We start from the raw sequence: 15,478 nt of genomic DNA, 5'->3' as shown, positions 1-15,478 counted from the left end.
ATCCGTCTATTCAACCCGATTCCGGAGGCGCTGCGAGCCGCGGGCCGGGATCCGTGGAGGACGCACGGCCGTCCCTACGATGGAGGGATGCCCCGTCTGGCCGTCGTCTCGGCGCACACCTCCCCGCTCGAGCAGCCGTCGACGGGCGACGCGGGCGGGATGAACGTGTACCTCGCGGCGGTGCTCCCGGAGCTGGCGGCGCTCGGCTGGGAGATCGAGGTGCTGACCCGCGGCGAGGGCGTCCGCATGCTCGCGCCGGGTGTGCGGGTGGTCGGCGTGCCGGTGCCGGCGGGCGACAAGTACGCGCTGGCAGCCGCGGCGCCGGAGTTCGCGCGCGCCGCGGAGGGGGCCGACGTCGTGCACTCGCACTACTGGGTGTCGGGCCTCGCGGGGGCGCTCACCGGCAGGCCGCACGTGCACTCGATGCACTCGGGCTCGCTCGCGAAGAACGCCCGGCTCGCCCCGGGCGACGTCGCGGAGCCGCAGCAGCGGATCGACGCGGAGCGCTCCGTGCTCGCCTCCGCCGACGCGATCGTGGTGGCGGGCGCCTCGGAGCGGGAGGACGTCGTCAGCGGGTACGGCGCGGATCCGGACCGGGTCGTCGTGGTGCCGCCCGGAGTCGACGCGCGGTTCCGCCCGGGCGGCGGCGAGCGCTCCGGAGTCGTCCTGGTCGGCCGGGTGCAGCCGCTCAAGGGCCAGCTGCTGGCGGTCGAGGCGCTCGCGGCGATGGCGCCGGCGGAGCGGCCGGTGCTGCGGCTGGTGGGCGGGGCGGCACCGGGCCGGGAGTCCTACCTCGACGCGGTGCGCGCCGCGGCGGCTCCGCTGAGAGATCGAGTGCTGATCGAGGGGGCCGCCGACCGCGACCGGGTGGCGGAGCGGCTCCGGAGCGCGCAGCTGGCGCTCGTGCCCTCGGCGGCCGAGACCTTCGGGCTGATCGCGCTCGAGGCGGCCGGCAGCGGCACTCCCGTGCTCGCGCATAGGACGACCGGCCTGGTGGACGCGGTGCGCGACGGCGGGAGCGGCGTGCTGCTCGACTCCGACTCCCCCGCGGCGTGGGCCGAGGCGATCCTGACCCTGCTGGGCTCGCCCGGTGAGCTGGCGCGTCTCGGCCGCGGCGGCGTCGACTGGGCGGCCGCCCACTCCTGGCCGGCCGCCGCCGCCCGGCTGGACGCCGTCTACCGCGGCCTGTCGGCCCGCTGAGGGAACCCCGGACCGTTGAGGGACCCCGCTCCGCCGGATTACCTCGACGGGTCGGGGCTCCCTCGGTGCAGGGAGGGGGTCAGTCGGCGATGGCGGGGGCCCCGGGGTCGAGGCGGGCGCCGCGGGTGGAGCGGTACCAGGGCGCGAGGCGGTCGGGCGAGACGGCGACCATCGCGGCGCCCGTGAATCCGGCGTCGTTGCCGAAGCGGGCGGGGACGATCTCGGTGCCGATGTCGAGGAAGCGGGCGAACTCGTCGAAGACGTGCGCCGCCGCGCCGCCGATCACGAACAGCTGCGGCGAGAGCAGCATCTCGAGGTGCCGGTAGTAGACGCTGAGGCGACCCGCCCACTCCTCGAGGGTGATGCCCTCGCGGCGGACGGCCGAGAAGCCGACCTTCGGCTCGAAGTCGGGACCGTCGATGTGCAGGTGACCGAGCTCGGAGTTGGGGATCACCACGCCCTCGTGGACGAGCGCCGTCCCGATGCCGGTGCCGAGGGTGGTCAGCAGGAGGAGGCCCTCGCGTCCGCGCATGGCCCCGAACTCGCGCTCGGCGACTCCTGCCGCGTCCGCGTCGTTGACGACGACGACGTCGACCCCGGTCGCCTCCGAGAGGAGGGCCTGCGCGTCGAGCCCGACCCAGCGCTGCGAGACGTGGGTGGTCTGGCGGACGACGCCGCCGCGGACGATCCCGGGGAAGCCGACGCCCACGGGCGTGCCCGCGATCGGCGAGACGTCCCGGACGATGCCGGCGATCGCCTCGGCGAAGTCCTCGGGCTCCTTGCCCAGCGGGTTCGCGACCGCGAAGCGCCGAGCCGCCCGCTCGCCGGTGGTGACGTCGACGAGGGACGCCTTGATCGACGTCCCCCCGATGTCGACGCCGACGGCGAAGCGCGGGAGGAGGCCGTCGTGGGGCTGGGTCACGGATGCTCCGTCTGCAGTGGTGGGCGAGCGCGGGGACTCGCGAAAACGGTCGGCCCGTCGGATCCGGGATCGCGACGAGCCGAAGGCGATTCTACGAGCCGTCAGGTGCGCGCGGGCTCCGAGAGGGCGCGGAGGACGAAGTCGATCACCGGCTCGTAGAGATGGACGGCCAGCCCGTCGTCGATCGGGACGACCACCTCGATCGAGCCCTGCGCCTCGGCGACGAACACCGCCGGGTCGTTGCAGTCGGCGATCGCGATGACCGGCAGCCCCCGCCGGCCGGCCGCGCCCGCGAAGCCGTGGTCGGCGACGACCAGGTCGGGGCGGATGCCGAGCTCGTCGAGGCGGTCGAGCAGCGCGTCCATCGGCTCCGGCGAGTGCGTGTGCTGCAGCCCTCCCCCGCGGTAGACGCAGGTGACCCCGCCGGTGCACCACAGGGCCTGGTGCTCGTCCGCGAGAGGAACGCGGATCCTGTCGGGGGCGGCGAACGGGAGCGCGTTCACGTCGATCACGCGAGCGCCCCGCTCCGTCGCGGCAGCAGCGAAGCGGCGGTAGACGTCCATCAGGGTCGCGGGGTGCGCGGTGGCGAACAGGAGGAGCGCCCCCTCGCGGACAGCGGCGGCGAACCGGTCGCGGTAGCGGGCGAGCCCCGCGACCGTCAGGCGGGCGTCGATCCGGTCCTGCCCGCTCTCGAAGGAGGGGTCGGTGCTGATCCCCACGCGCTCCCCCATCAGCGCGAGCAGTCTCTCGAGCGTCCAGTCCTCGGCCACGTCCACCCCGTAGAGGTGCGCGGGCTCGCGGGCGGCGAGGCCGCGGAGGTTGCCGAGGTTGCTCGCGCGGCCGGTGAGGACGTCCCCGGCGAGGAGGGAGGAGTCGAGGTACGCCTCGAGCTCGGAGTCGGGAAGCGGCATGCGGGACCTCTCGATCGACGGGGAGCTCCCAGGCTACGGGCAGTTCAGGTGTTGACATCCGATCCGTCACCGATATATCGTTACTGCATCGCCGACAGATCGGAAACAGCCGCTCCCGACGGGCGACCGGATCCGATCGAAAGGGATCCCCTCACGACAGAGAGCAGCACACCCATGAACTCCAGGACCTTCTTCTCCGACGACCGCCGCGACTCGTGCGACGGCGACCACTCCTCCCGCCACGAGCACCCCGGCCGCGGACAGCGCCGCGGACCCGGCGGTCACGGCCGCGGCTTCGGGCCCGGCTTCGGCTTCGGCCCGGGCTTCGGCCCCGGCTTCGGCGGCCCCTTCGGCCGCGGCGGAGGACGCGCCCGACGCGGTGACGTCCGCGCGGCCCTCCTCTCCCTCCTCTCCGAGAAGTCCTCGAACGGCTACGGCCTGATCAAGGCCATCGCCGAGAAGACGAACGGATCGTGGCGTCCCAGCCCCGGCTCCGTCTACCCCACCCTCCAGCAGCTCGTCGACGAGGGCCTCATCACGGCCGTCGGCGAGGGCCGCGGCACCGAGTACCAGCTCACGGACGCGGGCGGCACCTACGTGCGCGAGCACGCCGACGAGCTCGACGCGGCCTGGGAGGCCACCCCCGGCGCGAGCGACGCCGATCGCGCCTTCATGGAGAACGTCGGCAAGCTGATGGGCGTCGTGCAGCAGTTCCGCGGAGCGACCGAGGCGCAGCGCGCCGCCGCGTCCGCCAAGCTCGACGAGACCCGTCGCGCGCTGTATCTCATCCTCGCCGACTGACCTCGGCTCCCCTCCCGCGATCCGTCGCGGGAGCCCCGGACGGACGGGACCCCCTCGCCTCGGCGACGGGGTCCCGTCCGTTCCGTCGTCTCCGGACCCGGCGCCTCAGCGGGCGGCGGACAGGCGCGCCAGACCCTCGTCGAGGGTGACCGACGGGCTCCACTGCAGATCGGCGCGCGTGCGGCGCTGGTCGAACCAGTGCGCGGTCGAGAGCTGCTCGGCGAGGAAGCGGGTCATCGGCGGCTCATCGGCGCCGGGCCGCACGGCCCACACGCGCTCGACGAGCGAGCCCGCAGCGCGGGCGACGGAGGCGGGGACGGACCAGCGCGGCGGCTCGACGCCCGAGGCGCGGCAGATCCCGGCGAGCAGCTCGGCGACCGGGCGCGGCTCGCCGTTGGTGACGACGTAGGAGCGGCCGTGCACCTCCTCCGCCCGCCCGAGAGCAGCGACGATCGCCGAGGCGGCGTTGTCGATGTAGGTGGAGTCGATCAGCGCCTGGCCGTGCCCGAGGAGCGGCAGCCGGCCGGCGCGCGCCCGCTCGACGATGCGGGCGACGAGCTGGGTGTCGCCCGGACCCCAGACCAGGTGCGGGCGCACGGCGACCACCGCCAAGCCGGGGGCGTCGGCCGCGAGGGCCAGCAGCTCGGCCCGGGCCTTGGTGCGCGCGTAGTCGCCGCGGGCCCGGTCCGGATCGGCGGGCTCGGCGTCGTCGCCGGTGATCGAGGAGCCGGAGTGGGCGACGGAGGGCGACGAGATCTGGACGAAGCGGCTCACGCCGGCGCGGGCGGCGGCGGCGAGCAGACGCCGGGTACCGTCGATGTTCACGCGGTCGAAGTCGCCAGGATCGCCGGCGAGCGAGACCTTCGCGGCGAGGTGCACGACGCCCTCGGCCGCGTCGACGGCCTCCTCGACCGCGCGCGGATCGGTCAGGGAGCCCCGCGCCTCCTCGACGCCCACGACCCCGGAGGGCCGACGCTGGAAGGTGCGGACCTCGTGCCCCTGGGCGACGAGGCCCGCGGCCACCGCACCGCCGAGCAGGCCGCTCGCGCCGGTGACCAGGACCCTCACGGAGCCACCATCGGGCCGCCGGCGAGCACGCCCTCGGCCCAGCGCGAGAGCGCGGCCCGGTCGATCTTGGAGTTGTGGCGGATGTCGGTGGGCAGCGCCGGGACGACGAGCACCGCGGCGACGGGCCGGCCGACGGCCGCGCGCACCTCGGCGGCGAGGGCCTCCTCGGCCAGCACCACGCGGCGCGCGCCCGAGCGCAGCTCGACCACGGCGACCAGCTGCGCGACTCCGCGCGGGCCGGCTCCGACGATCGCGGCGCGGGCGATCGAGGCCACGCGCGCCTCGATCCGCTGCTCCGGTCCGACCGGCGTGACCACACCGTCGGGCGTGACGACGACGTGCGGCATCCTGCCCTCGACCCAGAGGCGGCCGGCGGAGTCGATCCGCCCGACATCCCCGGTGCGGTGCCAGCGCTCGCCCGGGACGGCGCCGACGCGGGCGGCGCGGTCGGTGAGCCAGAGGCGCTCGTAGTGGTCCTCGACGTGACCGGCCGAGACGACGATCTCGCCGGTCGTGCCGGTGATCTCCTCCGGCTCGTCCGCGGCGCGGCCGTCGGCGTCGAGCGGGGCGATCCGCAGCCGGACGCCCGCGGCGGGCACGCCCACGCAGACGCCTCCGCGCGGATCGTCGTCGGAAGCGGCCTCGCGGATGCCCTCCAGCGACGCGTCGGTGAGCAGCAGCCCCTCGGTCATGCCGTAGGGAGTGCGGGCGGAGGCGTTCGGCATGAGCGCCTGCGCCTCGCCGAGCAGTCCCGCCGAGACGGGGGCGCCGGCCGAGAGGAAGGTGCGCACGCCGGCGAGGGCCCGGTGGTCGTCGGCGTCGAGCGCGCCGGCGGTGGCCACGACGTTGGCCAGTGCGGCCGGCGAGAGGAACAGCACGGTCGCGTCGACCCGGGCGGCGGCCGCGGCGACGGCGGCCGCGGTGAGCGTCCGGGGCGCGGTGACGTCCATGTCCGGAGTCGCGGAGCGCGTGCCCAGCGCGGGGCCCAGCAGGGCGAACGGCGCGAAGCCCGCGACGAGGCCGGTGCCCGGTCCGATCCCGTACTGGCGGGCGAGCGCGTCGCGGACGCCGGCGAGCTGGCGGTGCGTGTAGACGACGCCCTTGGCGGGGCCGGTCGAGCCGGAGGTGAACAGGATCGCGGCCACGGCGTCGGCGGCGGGCGCCTCGCCCAGCGCCTCCGGGTCGGCGGCCAGCTCGGCGCGGCCGAGCTCGATCAGCTGCCCGAGCGAGGTGTCGACCCCGAGAGCCGAGGCGGAGGCGCGGGGCAGTGTCTGCGTCGAGACCCGGCCGCCGGGCCAGCGGAGGGCCCGCGCGACGGCGAGGCCGGGCAGGGCGCCGACCACCAGATCCGGCCAGGCGCCGCGGACCGCGCGGGTGAGACCGCGCAGGCCCAGGCCCGCGTCGGCCACGACCACGACGGCTCCGATGCGCAGGCACGCGTAGAGCAGCGCCGTCAGGTCGGCGCCGGGCGGCACGAGGAGCGAGACGCGGTCGCCCGGGGAGACGCCGGAGGCGCGGAGCCCGGCGGCGAGCTCGCGGACCCGCTGCGAGAGCAGGCGCCACGAGACCGAGCGGGGCCCGCCGCCTCCGGGAGGCGCCATCTCGACCAGGGCGAGCGAGTCGTCCTGCGCGTTGCGGTCGAGGTGCGCCCAGAGCGGCTCGACCGGCGCGGTCGGGCGGCGGACGTCGGGGGCGGGGTCGCCGCCGAACGGCTCCTCGCCGTCGGAGAGGTCGCCCAGCCAGGTGAGGACGGCGGACGCGTAGTCGACGTCCTCGGCCACCAGGTGGCCCGCTCCCTCGTAGCGGTGGACCTGCGCGTGCGGGAGGCGGTCGACGAGGTCGTCGAGGTAGCGGTCGGAGAAGATCGGGTCCAGCGGGCCCCAGAGCATCAGGGCCGGCGTCGTCAGGGCGCTGACGCCCTCGGCGATGCGCTGCAGCTCCGGGTCGCTCGCGTGCGCGGAGTCGACCGGGATGTCGGCGACGAAGCCGCCCACTCCGCCGCGGCGCGACGCGGACCGGTAGGGCGCGCGGTACCCCTCCTTCACCGCGGAGGGCAGCGCCGGGTGCCCCAGCGCGAGGGTCGTCTCGAGGAAGGCCGGCGTGCCGACCGTCGAGGCGCCGAGCACACCCGAGGCGAGCGCGAGCCGGAGCGGGGCCGGGATCGGCTCGTCGGCGCTCTGGTGGATCGCGGTGTTCAGGAGCATCGTGGCGCGCAGCTGCTCCGGGTGGTCGACCGCCCAGCCCAGCGAGACGACTCCACCCCAGTCGTGGCCGAGGGTGACCACGTCGTCGAGGCCGAGCACGTCGGTGAGGTTGGAGAGCTCGCGAACACGGTCCGCGAGCGTGTGCAGGGCGCCGGTCCGCTCGGAGAAGCCCATCTCGAGCTGGTCGACAGCGACCACCCGCCAGGCGGGGCCTCCGTGGCGGGCCGACTCGAGCGTGGCGGCCGCGAGGCGGCGCCAGAGGTACGACCAGGTGGGGTTGCCGTGCACGCAGAGGACGGTGCCGACGGGCTCCGTGCCGAGGGCCCCACCCGTGTCGAGCAGGTGCCAGCGACGCGGCACGCCCTGGGCGTCCGGAGCGTCGACGAGGCGCGACCACGCGGGATCGAGCCCGTCGAGCCCGGCCGGGGGCAGCTGCGCCGCGGCCGTGGAGCCGAGCGCTCCGCGGATCCGCTCAGCCGGGTGGGGCGCGGTCACCAGGCGATCTCGAGCATCGCGGTGTTGATGCCCGAGCCCACTCCGATGAGCAGCACCCGGTTGCCCGGCTGCAGGGTCTCGGCCTCCTGGGCCAGGGTGATCGGGATCGACGCCGGGCCGACGTTGCCGAGGGTGGGGTAGGTCGTGGGGACGCGGCTGCGGTCGATGCCGACGGCCTTCACCAGGGCGTCGGTGTGGACGTCCGACACCTGGTGCGTGATGTAGCGGTCCATCCCGCTCCAGTTCCAGTCGCGGGTGGCCTCCTTCCACGCCGAGAGGACGAGCTCCATGCCGCCCTTGAGCAGCGCCTTCGCGTCCGTGAACATGCCGTCGACGCTGCCGACGCAGAGCTCGTTGAACTGCGTGGCCGCGCGGGTGATGCCGCCGAGGATGCGGTGGCCCTTGGGGTGCTCGTCGGCCGGGCCGAGGACGGCCGCGGCGGCGCCGGAGCCGAGAGTCAGGCTCGCGAACTCGCTCATGAAGTCCTTGCGCTTGACGCCCTCGCGGCTCAGGCGCTCGATGGTGTTGACCTGGATCTCGTCGGCGTCCTCGCCGTCGATGATGAGCGCGTAGCGGATCTGGCCGGAGTCGATCAGCTGCGCGGCGAGGGTCATGCCGTTGACGAAGCCGAGGCACGCGTTCGCGATGTCGAAGTTGATGGCCGACGAGGGCAGGCCGAGCCCGTGGTGCAGGCGCACGGCGACCGAGGGCTCGAGGTGCTTGCGGGTCACCGACGTGTTGATGATCAGGCCGATCTGGTCGGCGCGGACGCCGGCCTCGGCGAGAGCGCGCTTGCCCGCGTCGATCGCCGCTCCGTCGAAGCCCTGCTCGGAGCCCCAGTTGCGGCGCTCGTGCACTCCGGCGACGCGCTGGAGGAGCCCGGTGGGGAGCCGCAGGCGCTTGAGCGCCGGAGCGAGCCGGGCCTCGATCTCGGCCGAGGTGGTCACGCGCGGAGCCAGCGTGGTCGCGACGGACAGCAATGCGACGTTGCGGTGCGTGGTCGTTGCGTTTCCGTCCAACGGAACTCCCTGTCGAGTTGTCGATCCTGGCATGTGCCTCCGTGATTTTACGCTGTCGTTCAGGCTGCGCTTCCTGGACGCCCGCTGGGCGGTCGCGGAACGCGTCCTCGGCGGCCCGGAGGGGGCTCCTCACCCGGAACGACGGGCGAGGAGCCGCCGAGGCCACACGCGACGCGCGGTGTCAACCCACCCGCAGGGGCGTCAGGTCCCCATCGCCCACGGCTCGCGATCGCCGCGGAGGCGGGCGGCGAGCGCCATCGCCTGCTCGTCGGTCAGGGTCGCGACGTAGTCGACCACACCGCGCCCCCGGCCGAGCCGCTGCAGCGCGGCCGGGTCGGAGGTCGGCCGGCCGCGCTCGTCCGCCGGGAGCCAGTCGGGGTGGTCGGCGCGCAGGCGGAAGTAGCCGTCGGTCGCGAGCTCGATCAGGTCGAGCAGCTTCTGCGGAGCCCGCGAGCCGTCGCGCGGGTCCTCGAGCCAGGCGTCGAGGTGGGTCACCAGCGTCTCGAGCACCTGCGACTGGCCGCGCTGGTAGGTGGCGAAGTCCGGCCGGTCGATCACGAAGCGGGTGTGCACGAACTTCAGCACGGCCACGTCGTGCCAGGCGTCGGGGAGGAGGGAGAGGTGGCCCGAGCGGACGTTCGGCTCGGCGAGCACCACCACGGAGCGCTGCAGACGGCCGATCCAGGAGGAGACGAACGCCTCGATCGCGCGCTCGGTGCGCGTCGATCCGTCGAACGGGAGCGCGAGGAGCCCCTCGACCAGCTCGGTCGACACCCGCTCCACGGAGGCGCGGAAGTGCTCGTCGCTCGCGATCCACGGGTCGCGGGCCACGAGCCTCCGGCGGAGCATCTCGAGCGAGTGCCCGGGGGCCCGCGCCCACAGCTCCTCGGCGTCGAGGGCGGCGAGCGCGTTCTGCTCGCGGAGGAACGCGCGGAACTCCACGGCGACGGCCGCCTGCTGCAGCACCCCCGCGCGGTAGAAGTCGTCGAGGTCGTGCAGCGAGTAGGCGATGTCGTCGGCGACGTCCATCACCGAGCACTCGAGGGTCTGCTGCCAGGGGGCGATCGCGGCGAAGCCGGAGCGGGCGTCGAGCAGGTCGTCGAGGTCGAGCGTGTACGCCGAGAACTTCGGCGGAGCGGTCTCCCACCGGCTGGCGGTCGAGCCGCGGGGCAGCTCGGTCGGGTCGGCGGAGTCGATGCCGGGGCGGTGGACCGTCCGCCCCCACGGGTACTTGAGCACGGCGGCACGGGAGGCGGCGGTGAGGTTCAGCCCCACCTCCACCGTCTCGCAGACGTCGAGCTCGGAGAGGATCCGGAACGACTGCGCGTTGCCCTCGAAGCCCTCCGCGAGCCCCAGCCGCTCGCGCGCGAGCCGGTCGAGCGCCTGCTCGCCGAGGTGGCCGAACGGAGGGTGGCCGAGGTCGTGCGCGCTGGCCGCGGCCTGCACGACCACCGGGTCGCAGCCGCCGAGCCGCTCGACCAGCTCGCGCTGGGCGGGATCGGTGGTGGTCAGCTGCATCGCGATCGCGCGGGCGACCGCGGTGACCTTGATCGAGTGCGTGAGCCGGTTGTGCACGACCTGGCCGACGCCCGAGGGCGAGATGACCTGGGTCACCGCGGAGAGTCGGGCGAAGTACGGCGAGAAGCGGATCCGCTCCAGGTCGACGCGGTACTCGGGGTACTCCTCGCCGGTGGCGAACCGGTCGACCGGCTCGGGGATGCGCCGGTCGCGGCGGTGGTCGTGCGGGGCCGAGGCCCGCGGGGCCGTCGTCTCGGGGAGTGCCGGCTCGCTCATGGCTTCACCCTAATCAGGGGCGCGGGGACGGAGGGACCGCGCCGCTCCGGCGGCCGGCGTCGCTCCTCCGCCGAGACACCGCGTCCGCCGGCGAGGCACCGCGTCCGCCGGCGAGGCACCGCGGGGACGGCGGCGCCTCGGGGAGCGCACGAACACCTCGGCGGTCCGGTGGGCGAGGCCGGCGCCTCGGCGGACGCCGGGACGCCCCGCGGCAGCCCGGCCGACGGGCGAACAGAAGACGGGGGGGCGCGGCCTCCCGTCAGGCGGACTGCTCGCGCGGAGCGACGGCGAGGTGCACGGCCGCGGCGACGACCGCGCCGAGGACGTAGGCCGCGATGTCGAGCCAGGAGAAGGTGGTGCCGACGACGAGGCGGAGCGGCGCCCACAGCTCGACCAGGCGCGCCGCGACTCCGATCGCCTGCAGCTGCTCCATCGCGATCGACCAGGCCAGCGCGATCCCGGCAGCCGTCACGCCCGGTATGCGCGGCAGGAGCACCGCGATCAGCAGCGCCACCAGCACGACGTAGGCCACTCCGCCGGCGAGGTCGGCGAGCAGCCCCGTGAGCACGAACCGCAGCGCCAGGCCCAGGCCGAGCACGGCGACGGCCGCGAGGGCGAAGCGGAGCCGCGCCCTCACCGGGCACGCTCCTCGAGGGCGCGCTGCAGGCGGTCGAGAGCGAGGAGGAACGTGCGGTCGTCGGCCACGCGCCAGCCGAGAGCGGCCGGGGCGGCGACGACCAGGGGCACGAGGACGGTGCGCGGGCGCCGCCTCGCCGCACGCAGGACGGCGGAGGCGGGCGGCGGCGCGAGGACCGCCAGGACCAGCGCGCGGACCCGGTGGGCACCCGAGGGCGAGGTGCCGACGCCCACCGAGACGATCCGATCCCACTCGGCGATGCGCAGGGCGTCCGCGCGCTCGGCGGCGAGTTCGAGTCCGTCGCGGCCGAGGGCCAGCACTGCGGCGGCGGCGGCCGGAGCGGCGGAGGCGGGTGCCGCGATCCGGCGCAGCGCCCGGGCGAGCTCGGGAGTGCGCAGGACGGTGAACCCCTCGGTGACCGCGGCGAGCGCCGCCAGCCGGCGCTGCCGCTCCGGGGCGGCCTGACGGACCCGGGCCCGGACGGCGGCCGGGGCGGGCAGGGGCGCGGCGAGCAGCGCGGTCGGCTCGAACCGCGTGCGCGGGGGCAGCGGGACCGCCGGCGGCGTGCGCGGCGGGGGCTCGCCCCAGTGCGGCGTCGATGCGGGATCCATGCGCCCCTCCCTCCTCGCGCGGCTCCGAGCCGCCCCTGAGATCATCCCTCCTCCGCCCTCCCGCCTTGCCGAGAGGGCTCGGCGGGCTTACCATGGAGTACCCCCCGGGGGTATGCCGCGACCGGCGTGCCGACCGGACGCCCACCGGGCCGATCGACCGGATCGGACCGGACGCACCACACAGGAGGACCCATGAGCACCAGGATCGACCTCGGCCTGACCGCGAGCGGATCGACGGGCGGCTGCGGCGGAGGCGGCGCCTGCGCGTGCGGCGGCCACGGCGGCGCCGGCCGCTCCGACGCCGGCCACGCGGCGCAGGGCTCCCTGTCGGCCGCGTCCGTGCAGAGCTTCGGCGTCGCGGGCATGACCTGCGAGCACTGCGTCCGCAGCGTCACCGAGGAGCTCGCCGCCTACCCCGAGGTCTCGGCGGTCGATGTGTCCCTCGCCCCCGACGGGGTCTCGACCGTCACGGTCGGCTCCTCCCGGCCGCTCGGCCGCGAGGAGATCGCCGCCGCCGTCGCCGACGCGGGCTACCGCCTCGCTCCCCTGAGCTGACGTGACCGAGACCACCGGCACCCCGCTCGAGCTCGCCATCGGAGGGATGACCTGCGCCTCCTGCGTCGCGCGGGTCGAGAAGCGCCTCGACGCGCTCCCCGGCGTCCACGCGACCGTCAACCTCGCCCTCGAGCGCGCGACGCTGACCCTCCCGCCCGGCACGACTCCGGCCGACGCGATCGCCGCCGTCGAGGCCGCGGGCTACAGCGCGTCGGTCCCCTCCATCGGCGAGGCGGCTCCCACGGAGGAGCAGGAGGAGCAGAGCGACGACGACCGCGAGCGGCGCGCCCTGCGCACCCGGCTCCGCGTCTCCGCGCTGCTCGCCGTGCCGGTGGTCCTGCTCTCGATGATCCCGCCGCTGCAGTTCGCGAACTGGCAGTGGCTGTGCCTCGCCCTCGCCTCACCGGTCGCGGTCTGGGGCGCGCTCCCCTTCCACCGCAACGCCTGGCGGGCGCTGCGGCACGGCTCCACCACCATGGACACCCTGATCAGCCTCGGTGTCAGCGTCTCCTTCGCCTGGTCGGTCTGGGCTCTGTTCCTCGGCGACGCCGGGCGGCCGGGCATGAGCATGCCGTTCGAGCTGCTGGGCAGCCGCTCCGGCCACGACGAGATCTACCTCGAGGTCGCCGCCGCCGTCCCCGTCCTCGTGCTGGCCGGCCGCTACCTGGAGGCGCGGTCGAAGCGCGACGCCGGTGCGGCGCTCCGGGCGCTCCTCCGCCTCGGCGCGAAGGACGCCGTGCGCGTCGCCGCCGACGGGCAGGAGGAGCGCGTGCCCGCGTCCTCGCTCGCCGTCGGCGACCTCCTCCGCGTGCGCCCCGGCGAGACCGTCGCCGCCGACGGCACCGTGCTCGAGGGCTCGAGCGCGATCGACGCGAGCATGCTCACCGGCGAGAGCGTGCCGGTCGAGGTCGGCCCGGGCTCGACCGTGACCGGCGGAGTGCTCAACGCCCACGGCCTGCTCACCGTCCGCGTCGACCGCGTCGGCTCCGAGACCACGCTCGCGCGGATGGGCCGCCTCGTCTCGGACGCGCAGGCCGGCAAGGCGCGCGTCCAGCGGCTCGCCGACCGCGTCTCCTCCGTCTTCGTGCCGGTCGTGGTGGTGCTCGCCCTGGCCACCCTCGCCGGCTGGCTGATCGCCGGCGCCGACCTCGCCGCCGCCGTCTCTCCCGCCGTCGCCGTCCTCGTCGTCGCCTGCCCGTGCGCGCTGGGCCTGGCCACCCCGACCGCCGTCCTCGTCGGCACCGGCCGCGGCTCCCAGCTCGGGATCCTCCTCCGCGGGCCGGAGGTGCTCGAGGCCGGGCGCCGGATCGACACGGTCGTGCTCGACAAGACCGGCACGCTCACCACCGGCGCCTTCCAGGTCGTCGAGTCCAGCGACGACGAGAGCCTGCGGATGCTCGCCGCCGTCGAGCGCGGGTCGGAGCATCCGCTCGCCGCAGCGATCGTGGCCGGGGCCGCGCACCTCGACGTCCCCGAGGCGACCGGATTCCGCTCCAGCACCGGGTTCGGCGTGCGCGCCCGGGTCGAGGGCCGCCTGGTCGTCGCCGGCCGGCTGCGCTGGCTGGAGGAGCAGTGGGGCTTCGCGCCGGGCGGTCTCGCCGAGCGCGCCGAGCGAGCGACCGCCGAGGGCGGCACCGTCGTCGGCGTCGGCTGGGAGGGGGCGCTGCGCGGCTTCGCGGTCCTCCGCGACGAGCCGAGGCCGGAGGCGTCCCGCACCGTCCGCGCCCTGCGCGAGCGGGGCCTGCGGGTGATGGTGCTGACCGGCGACAACCCGCGGGCGGCGCAGGCCGTCGCCTCGGCCGTCGGCATCGACGAGGTCGTCGCCGAGGTGCTGCCGGAGGAGAAGCTCGCGGTGATCGAGCGCCTCCGTGCGGAGGGCCGCCACGTCGCCTTCGTCGGCGACGGTGTGAACGACGCCGCCGCGCTGGCCGCCGCGGACGTGGGGATCGCGATGGGCGCCGGATCGGACGCGGCGATCGAGGCGAGCGACATCACCCTCGTCGGCGACGACCTCGGCCGGGTGCCCGACGCCCTGCGCCTCGGGCGCCGCACCCTCGCGGTCATCCGGGGCAACCTCTTCTGGGCCTTCGCCTACAACGTGGCCGCGATCCCGCTCGCGATGGCCGGACTCCTGGGGCCGCTCGTGGCCGGCGCCGCGATGGCGTTCTCGAGCGTCTTCGTCGTGCTGAACAGCCTGCGGCTGCGGTCGTTCCGCTGAGTCCCGGCGGGCCGTCCGGAGTTCCCTCGCGGAGCTCTTGACGGCCCGCCCGCAGGTGGCGAGGGTGAGCGCATGAGCCTCTTCATCACCTGCCCGGTCGACGACGTCGAGCGCGCCACCGCCTTCTACACCGCGCTCGGCTGGACCCTGAACGCCGAGATGTCCCGCGAGGACGTCTCCTGCTTCGGGATCGGTCCCGACACGTCCGTCATGCTGGCGAGCCGCGCGATGTACGAGAGCGTCGGCGCCACCGAGGAGCTGATCGGCGCCCCCGGCACCCCCTCGAAGGTGACCGTCTCGTTCGACCTCGACAGCCGCGAGGCCGTCGACGAGCTCGTCGAGCGGGCCGCCGCCGCGGGAGGCCGGATCGGCGACACCGACGACTACTCCTTCATGTACCAGCGCCAGTTCGACGACCTCGACGGCTACCACTACTCCCCGTTCTGGATGAAGCCGGGCGGCGACGCGGCGGAGTGACGGGGCCGCGCGGACTCACTCCGCGTGCCGCAGGCGGTGCCGCCGGACCGCGGCCCGGTTCGCGCAGCGGACGGAGCAGTACCGCTGCCGGCCGTTCCGCGTCACGTCGACGACGACGTTCCTGCAGTGGTCGCCCGGCGCCCGACCGGCCTCGCACCGCAGGAGGCGGCTCATCCCCCGGGTCGTCAGGTGCAGCGCCGTGCCGACCGCGATGACGGCGTGGAGGACGTGCGCCAGGGACTGGTCCTGGTCGCGGTAGTGCAGGTGCCAGCCCTCGTCGTCGTGGTCGGTCAGACGCGGATACGCGGCGATCGCGGCCATCTGGCGGTTCAGCGACGTCGCCCGGCCGCTCGGAGTCGGCGCGTCGACCACTTCCAGCCACTCGTCGATCACGTCGCGCGTCCGGGCGTGGTCGTCCGGGCCGGACTCGAAGGCCATCGTCATGCCGAACTCGCGCGTGCGCGCCTCGATGCCCGCGCGGTCGGACGGCCAGTCGTTCGCGAGGGAGGCGGCGAGCAGGACCGCGTACTCGCCGTAAGGGTTGAGCTGCATAAGACCATGACAGC

General features: G+C 75.3%; 14 protein-coding genes. 5 read left to right on the top strand and 9 right to left on the bottom strand.

Annotated features, from left to right (window positions below; genetic code table 11):
- Positions 1 to 87: 87 nt before the first annotated feature.
- Positions 88 to 1,200, top strand: coding sequence for a glycosyltransferase (locus C5B92_RS03910; protein WP_104350089.1), 1,113 nt, complete (start codon positions 88 to 90; stop codon positions 1,198 to 1,200).
- A 79-nt stretch (positions 1,201 to 1,279) separates the two neighbouring features.
- Here the strand turns inward: C5B92_RS03910 and C5B92_RS03905 are convergent, their stop codons facing one another.
- Positions 1,280 to 2,122, bottom strand: a complete 843-nt coding sequence (locus tag C5B92_RS03905) for an ROK family protein (protein WP_258061252.1) — start codon at positions 2,120 to 2,122, stop codon at positions 1,280 to 1,282.
- Positions 2,123 to 2,223: 101 nt separating this feature from the next.
- Entirely contained in the window at positions 2,224 to 3,033 is an 810-nt protein-coding gene (locus C5B92_RS03900; protein ID WP_104272803.1) for a phosphatase, read from the bottom strand.
- Between the two features lie 174 nt (positions 3,034 to 3,207).
- Here C5B92_RS03900 and C5B92_RS03895 point away from each other — a divergent pair, with 174 nt between their 5' ends.
- Positions 3,208 to 3,834, top strand: coding sequence for a PadR family transcriptional regulator (locus C5B92_RS03895; protein WP_104224185.1), 627 nt, complete (start codon positions 3,208 to 3,210; stop codon positions 3,832 to 3,834).
- Positions 3,835 to 3,939: 105 nt separating this feature from the next.
- Here C5B92_RS03895 and C5B92_RS03890 read toward each other — a convergent pair whose 3' ends face one another.
- From C5B92_RS03890 to C5B92_RS17155, 6 genes are all read right to left on the bottom strand, one after another.
- On the bottom strand, positions 3,940 to 4,902 hold the full coding sequence (locus tag C5B92_RS03890; protein WP_104350088.1) for an NAD(P)-dependent oxidoreductase: 963 nt from the start codon (positions 4,900 to 4,902) through the stop codon (positions 3,940 to 3,942).
- On the bottom strand, positions 4,899 to 7,601 hold the full coding sequence (locus C5B92_RS03885; protein WP_258061251.1) for an alpha/beta fold hydrolase: 2,703 nt from the start codon (positions 7,599 to 7,601) through the stop codon (positions 4,899 to 4,901). Before C5B92_RS03885 ends, C5B92_RS03890 begins: the two co-directional genes overlap by 4 nt.
- Positions 7,598 to 8,653, bottom strand: coding sequence for a 3-oxoacyl-ACP synthase III (locus tag C5B92_RS03880; protein WP_104224183.1), 1,056 nt, complete (start codon positions 8,651 to 8,653; stop codon positions 7,598 to 7,600). The genes C5B92_RS03885 and C5B92_RS03880 overlap by 4 nt, the downstream gene beginning before the upstream one ends.
- A 168-nt stretch (positions 8,654 to 8,821) precedes the next feature.
- Positions 8,822 to 10,414, bottom strand: coding sequence for a deoxyguanosinetriphosphate triphosphohydrolase family protein (locus tag C5B92_RS03875; protein ID WP_104233447.1), 1,593 nt, complete (start codon positions 10,412 to 10,414; stop codon positions 8,822 to 8,824).
- A 259-nt stretch (positions 10,415 to 10,673) separates the two neighbouring features.
- Entirely contained in the window at positions 10,674 to 11,051 is a 378-nt protein-coding gene (locus C5B92_RS17160) for a DUF2809 domain-containing protein (RefSeq protein ID WP_181027128.1), read from the bottom strand.
- Entirely contained in the window at positions 11,048 to 11,662 is a 615-nt protein-coding gene (locus C5B92_RS17155; protein WP_181028728.1) for a hypothetical protein, read from the bottom strand. The genes C5B92_RS17160 and C5B92_RS17155 overlap by 4 nt, the downstream gene beginning before the upstream one ends.
- Positions 11,663 to 11,854: 192 nt before the next feature.
- On the opposite strand from C5B92_RS17155, the gene C5B92_RS17600 reads away from it, so the two are divergent.
- From C5B92_RS17600 to C5B92_RS03855, 3 genes are all read left to right on the top strand, one after another.
- Entirely contained in the window at positions 11,855 to 12,217 is a 363-nt protein-coding gene (locus tag C5B92_RS17600) for a heavy-metal-associated domain-containing protein (protein ID WP_104350087.1), read from the top strand.
- 1 nt (position 12,218) lies between these two features.
- Positions 12,219 to 14,435, top strand: a complete 2,217-nt coding sequence (locus tag C5B92_RS03860; RefSeq protein ID WP_258061250.1) for a cation-translocating P-type ATPase — start codon at positions 12,219 to 12,221, stop codon at positions 14,433 to 14,435.
- Positions 14,436 to 14,507: 72 nt separating this feature from the next.
- The gene (locus C5B92_RS03855) at positions 14,508 to 14,912 is read left to right on the top strand and encodes a VOC family protein (RefSeq protein WP_104233450.1); all 405 of its coding nucleotides are present in this window, start codon (positions 14,508 to 14,510) and stop codon (positions 14,910 to 14,912) included.
- A gap of 15 nt (positions 14,913 to 14,927) precedes the next feature.
- On the opposite strand, the gene C5B92_RS03850 is transcribed toward C5B92_RS03855, so the two are convergent.
- Positions 14,928 to 15,464 (bottom strand): CGNR zinc finger domain-containing protein, encoded by a 537-nt coding sequence (locus C5B92_RS03850; protein ID WP_104350086.1) that lies wholly within the window; start codon positions 15,462 to 15,464, stop codon positions 14,928 to 14,930.
- Between the last annotated feature and the right edge of the window lie 14 nt (positions 15,465 to 15,478).

It is taken from the genome of Rathayibacter sp. AY1A4, from assembly GCF_002930955.1.
Lineage (GTDB): Bacteria > Actinomycetota > Actinomycetes > Actinomycetales > Microbacteriaceae > Rathayibacter.
The sequence above is the reverse complement of the archived record's forward strand: the minus strand, read 5'-3'. Positions and strand labels throughout refer to the sequence as shown.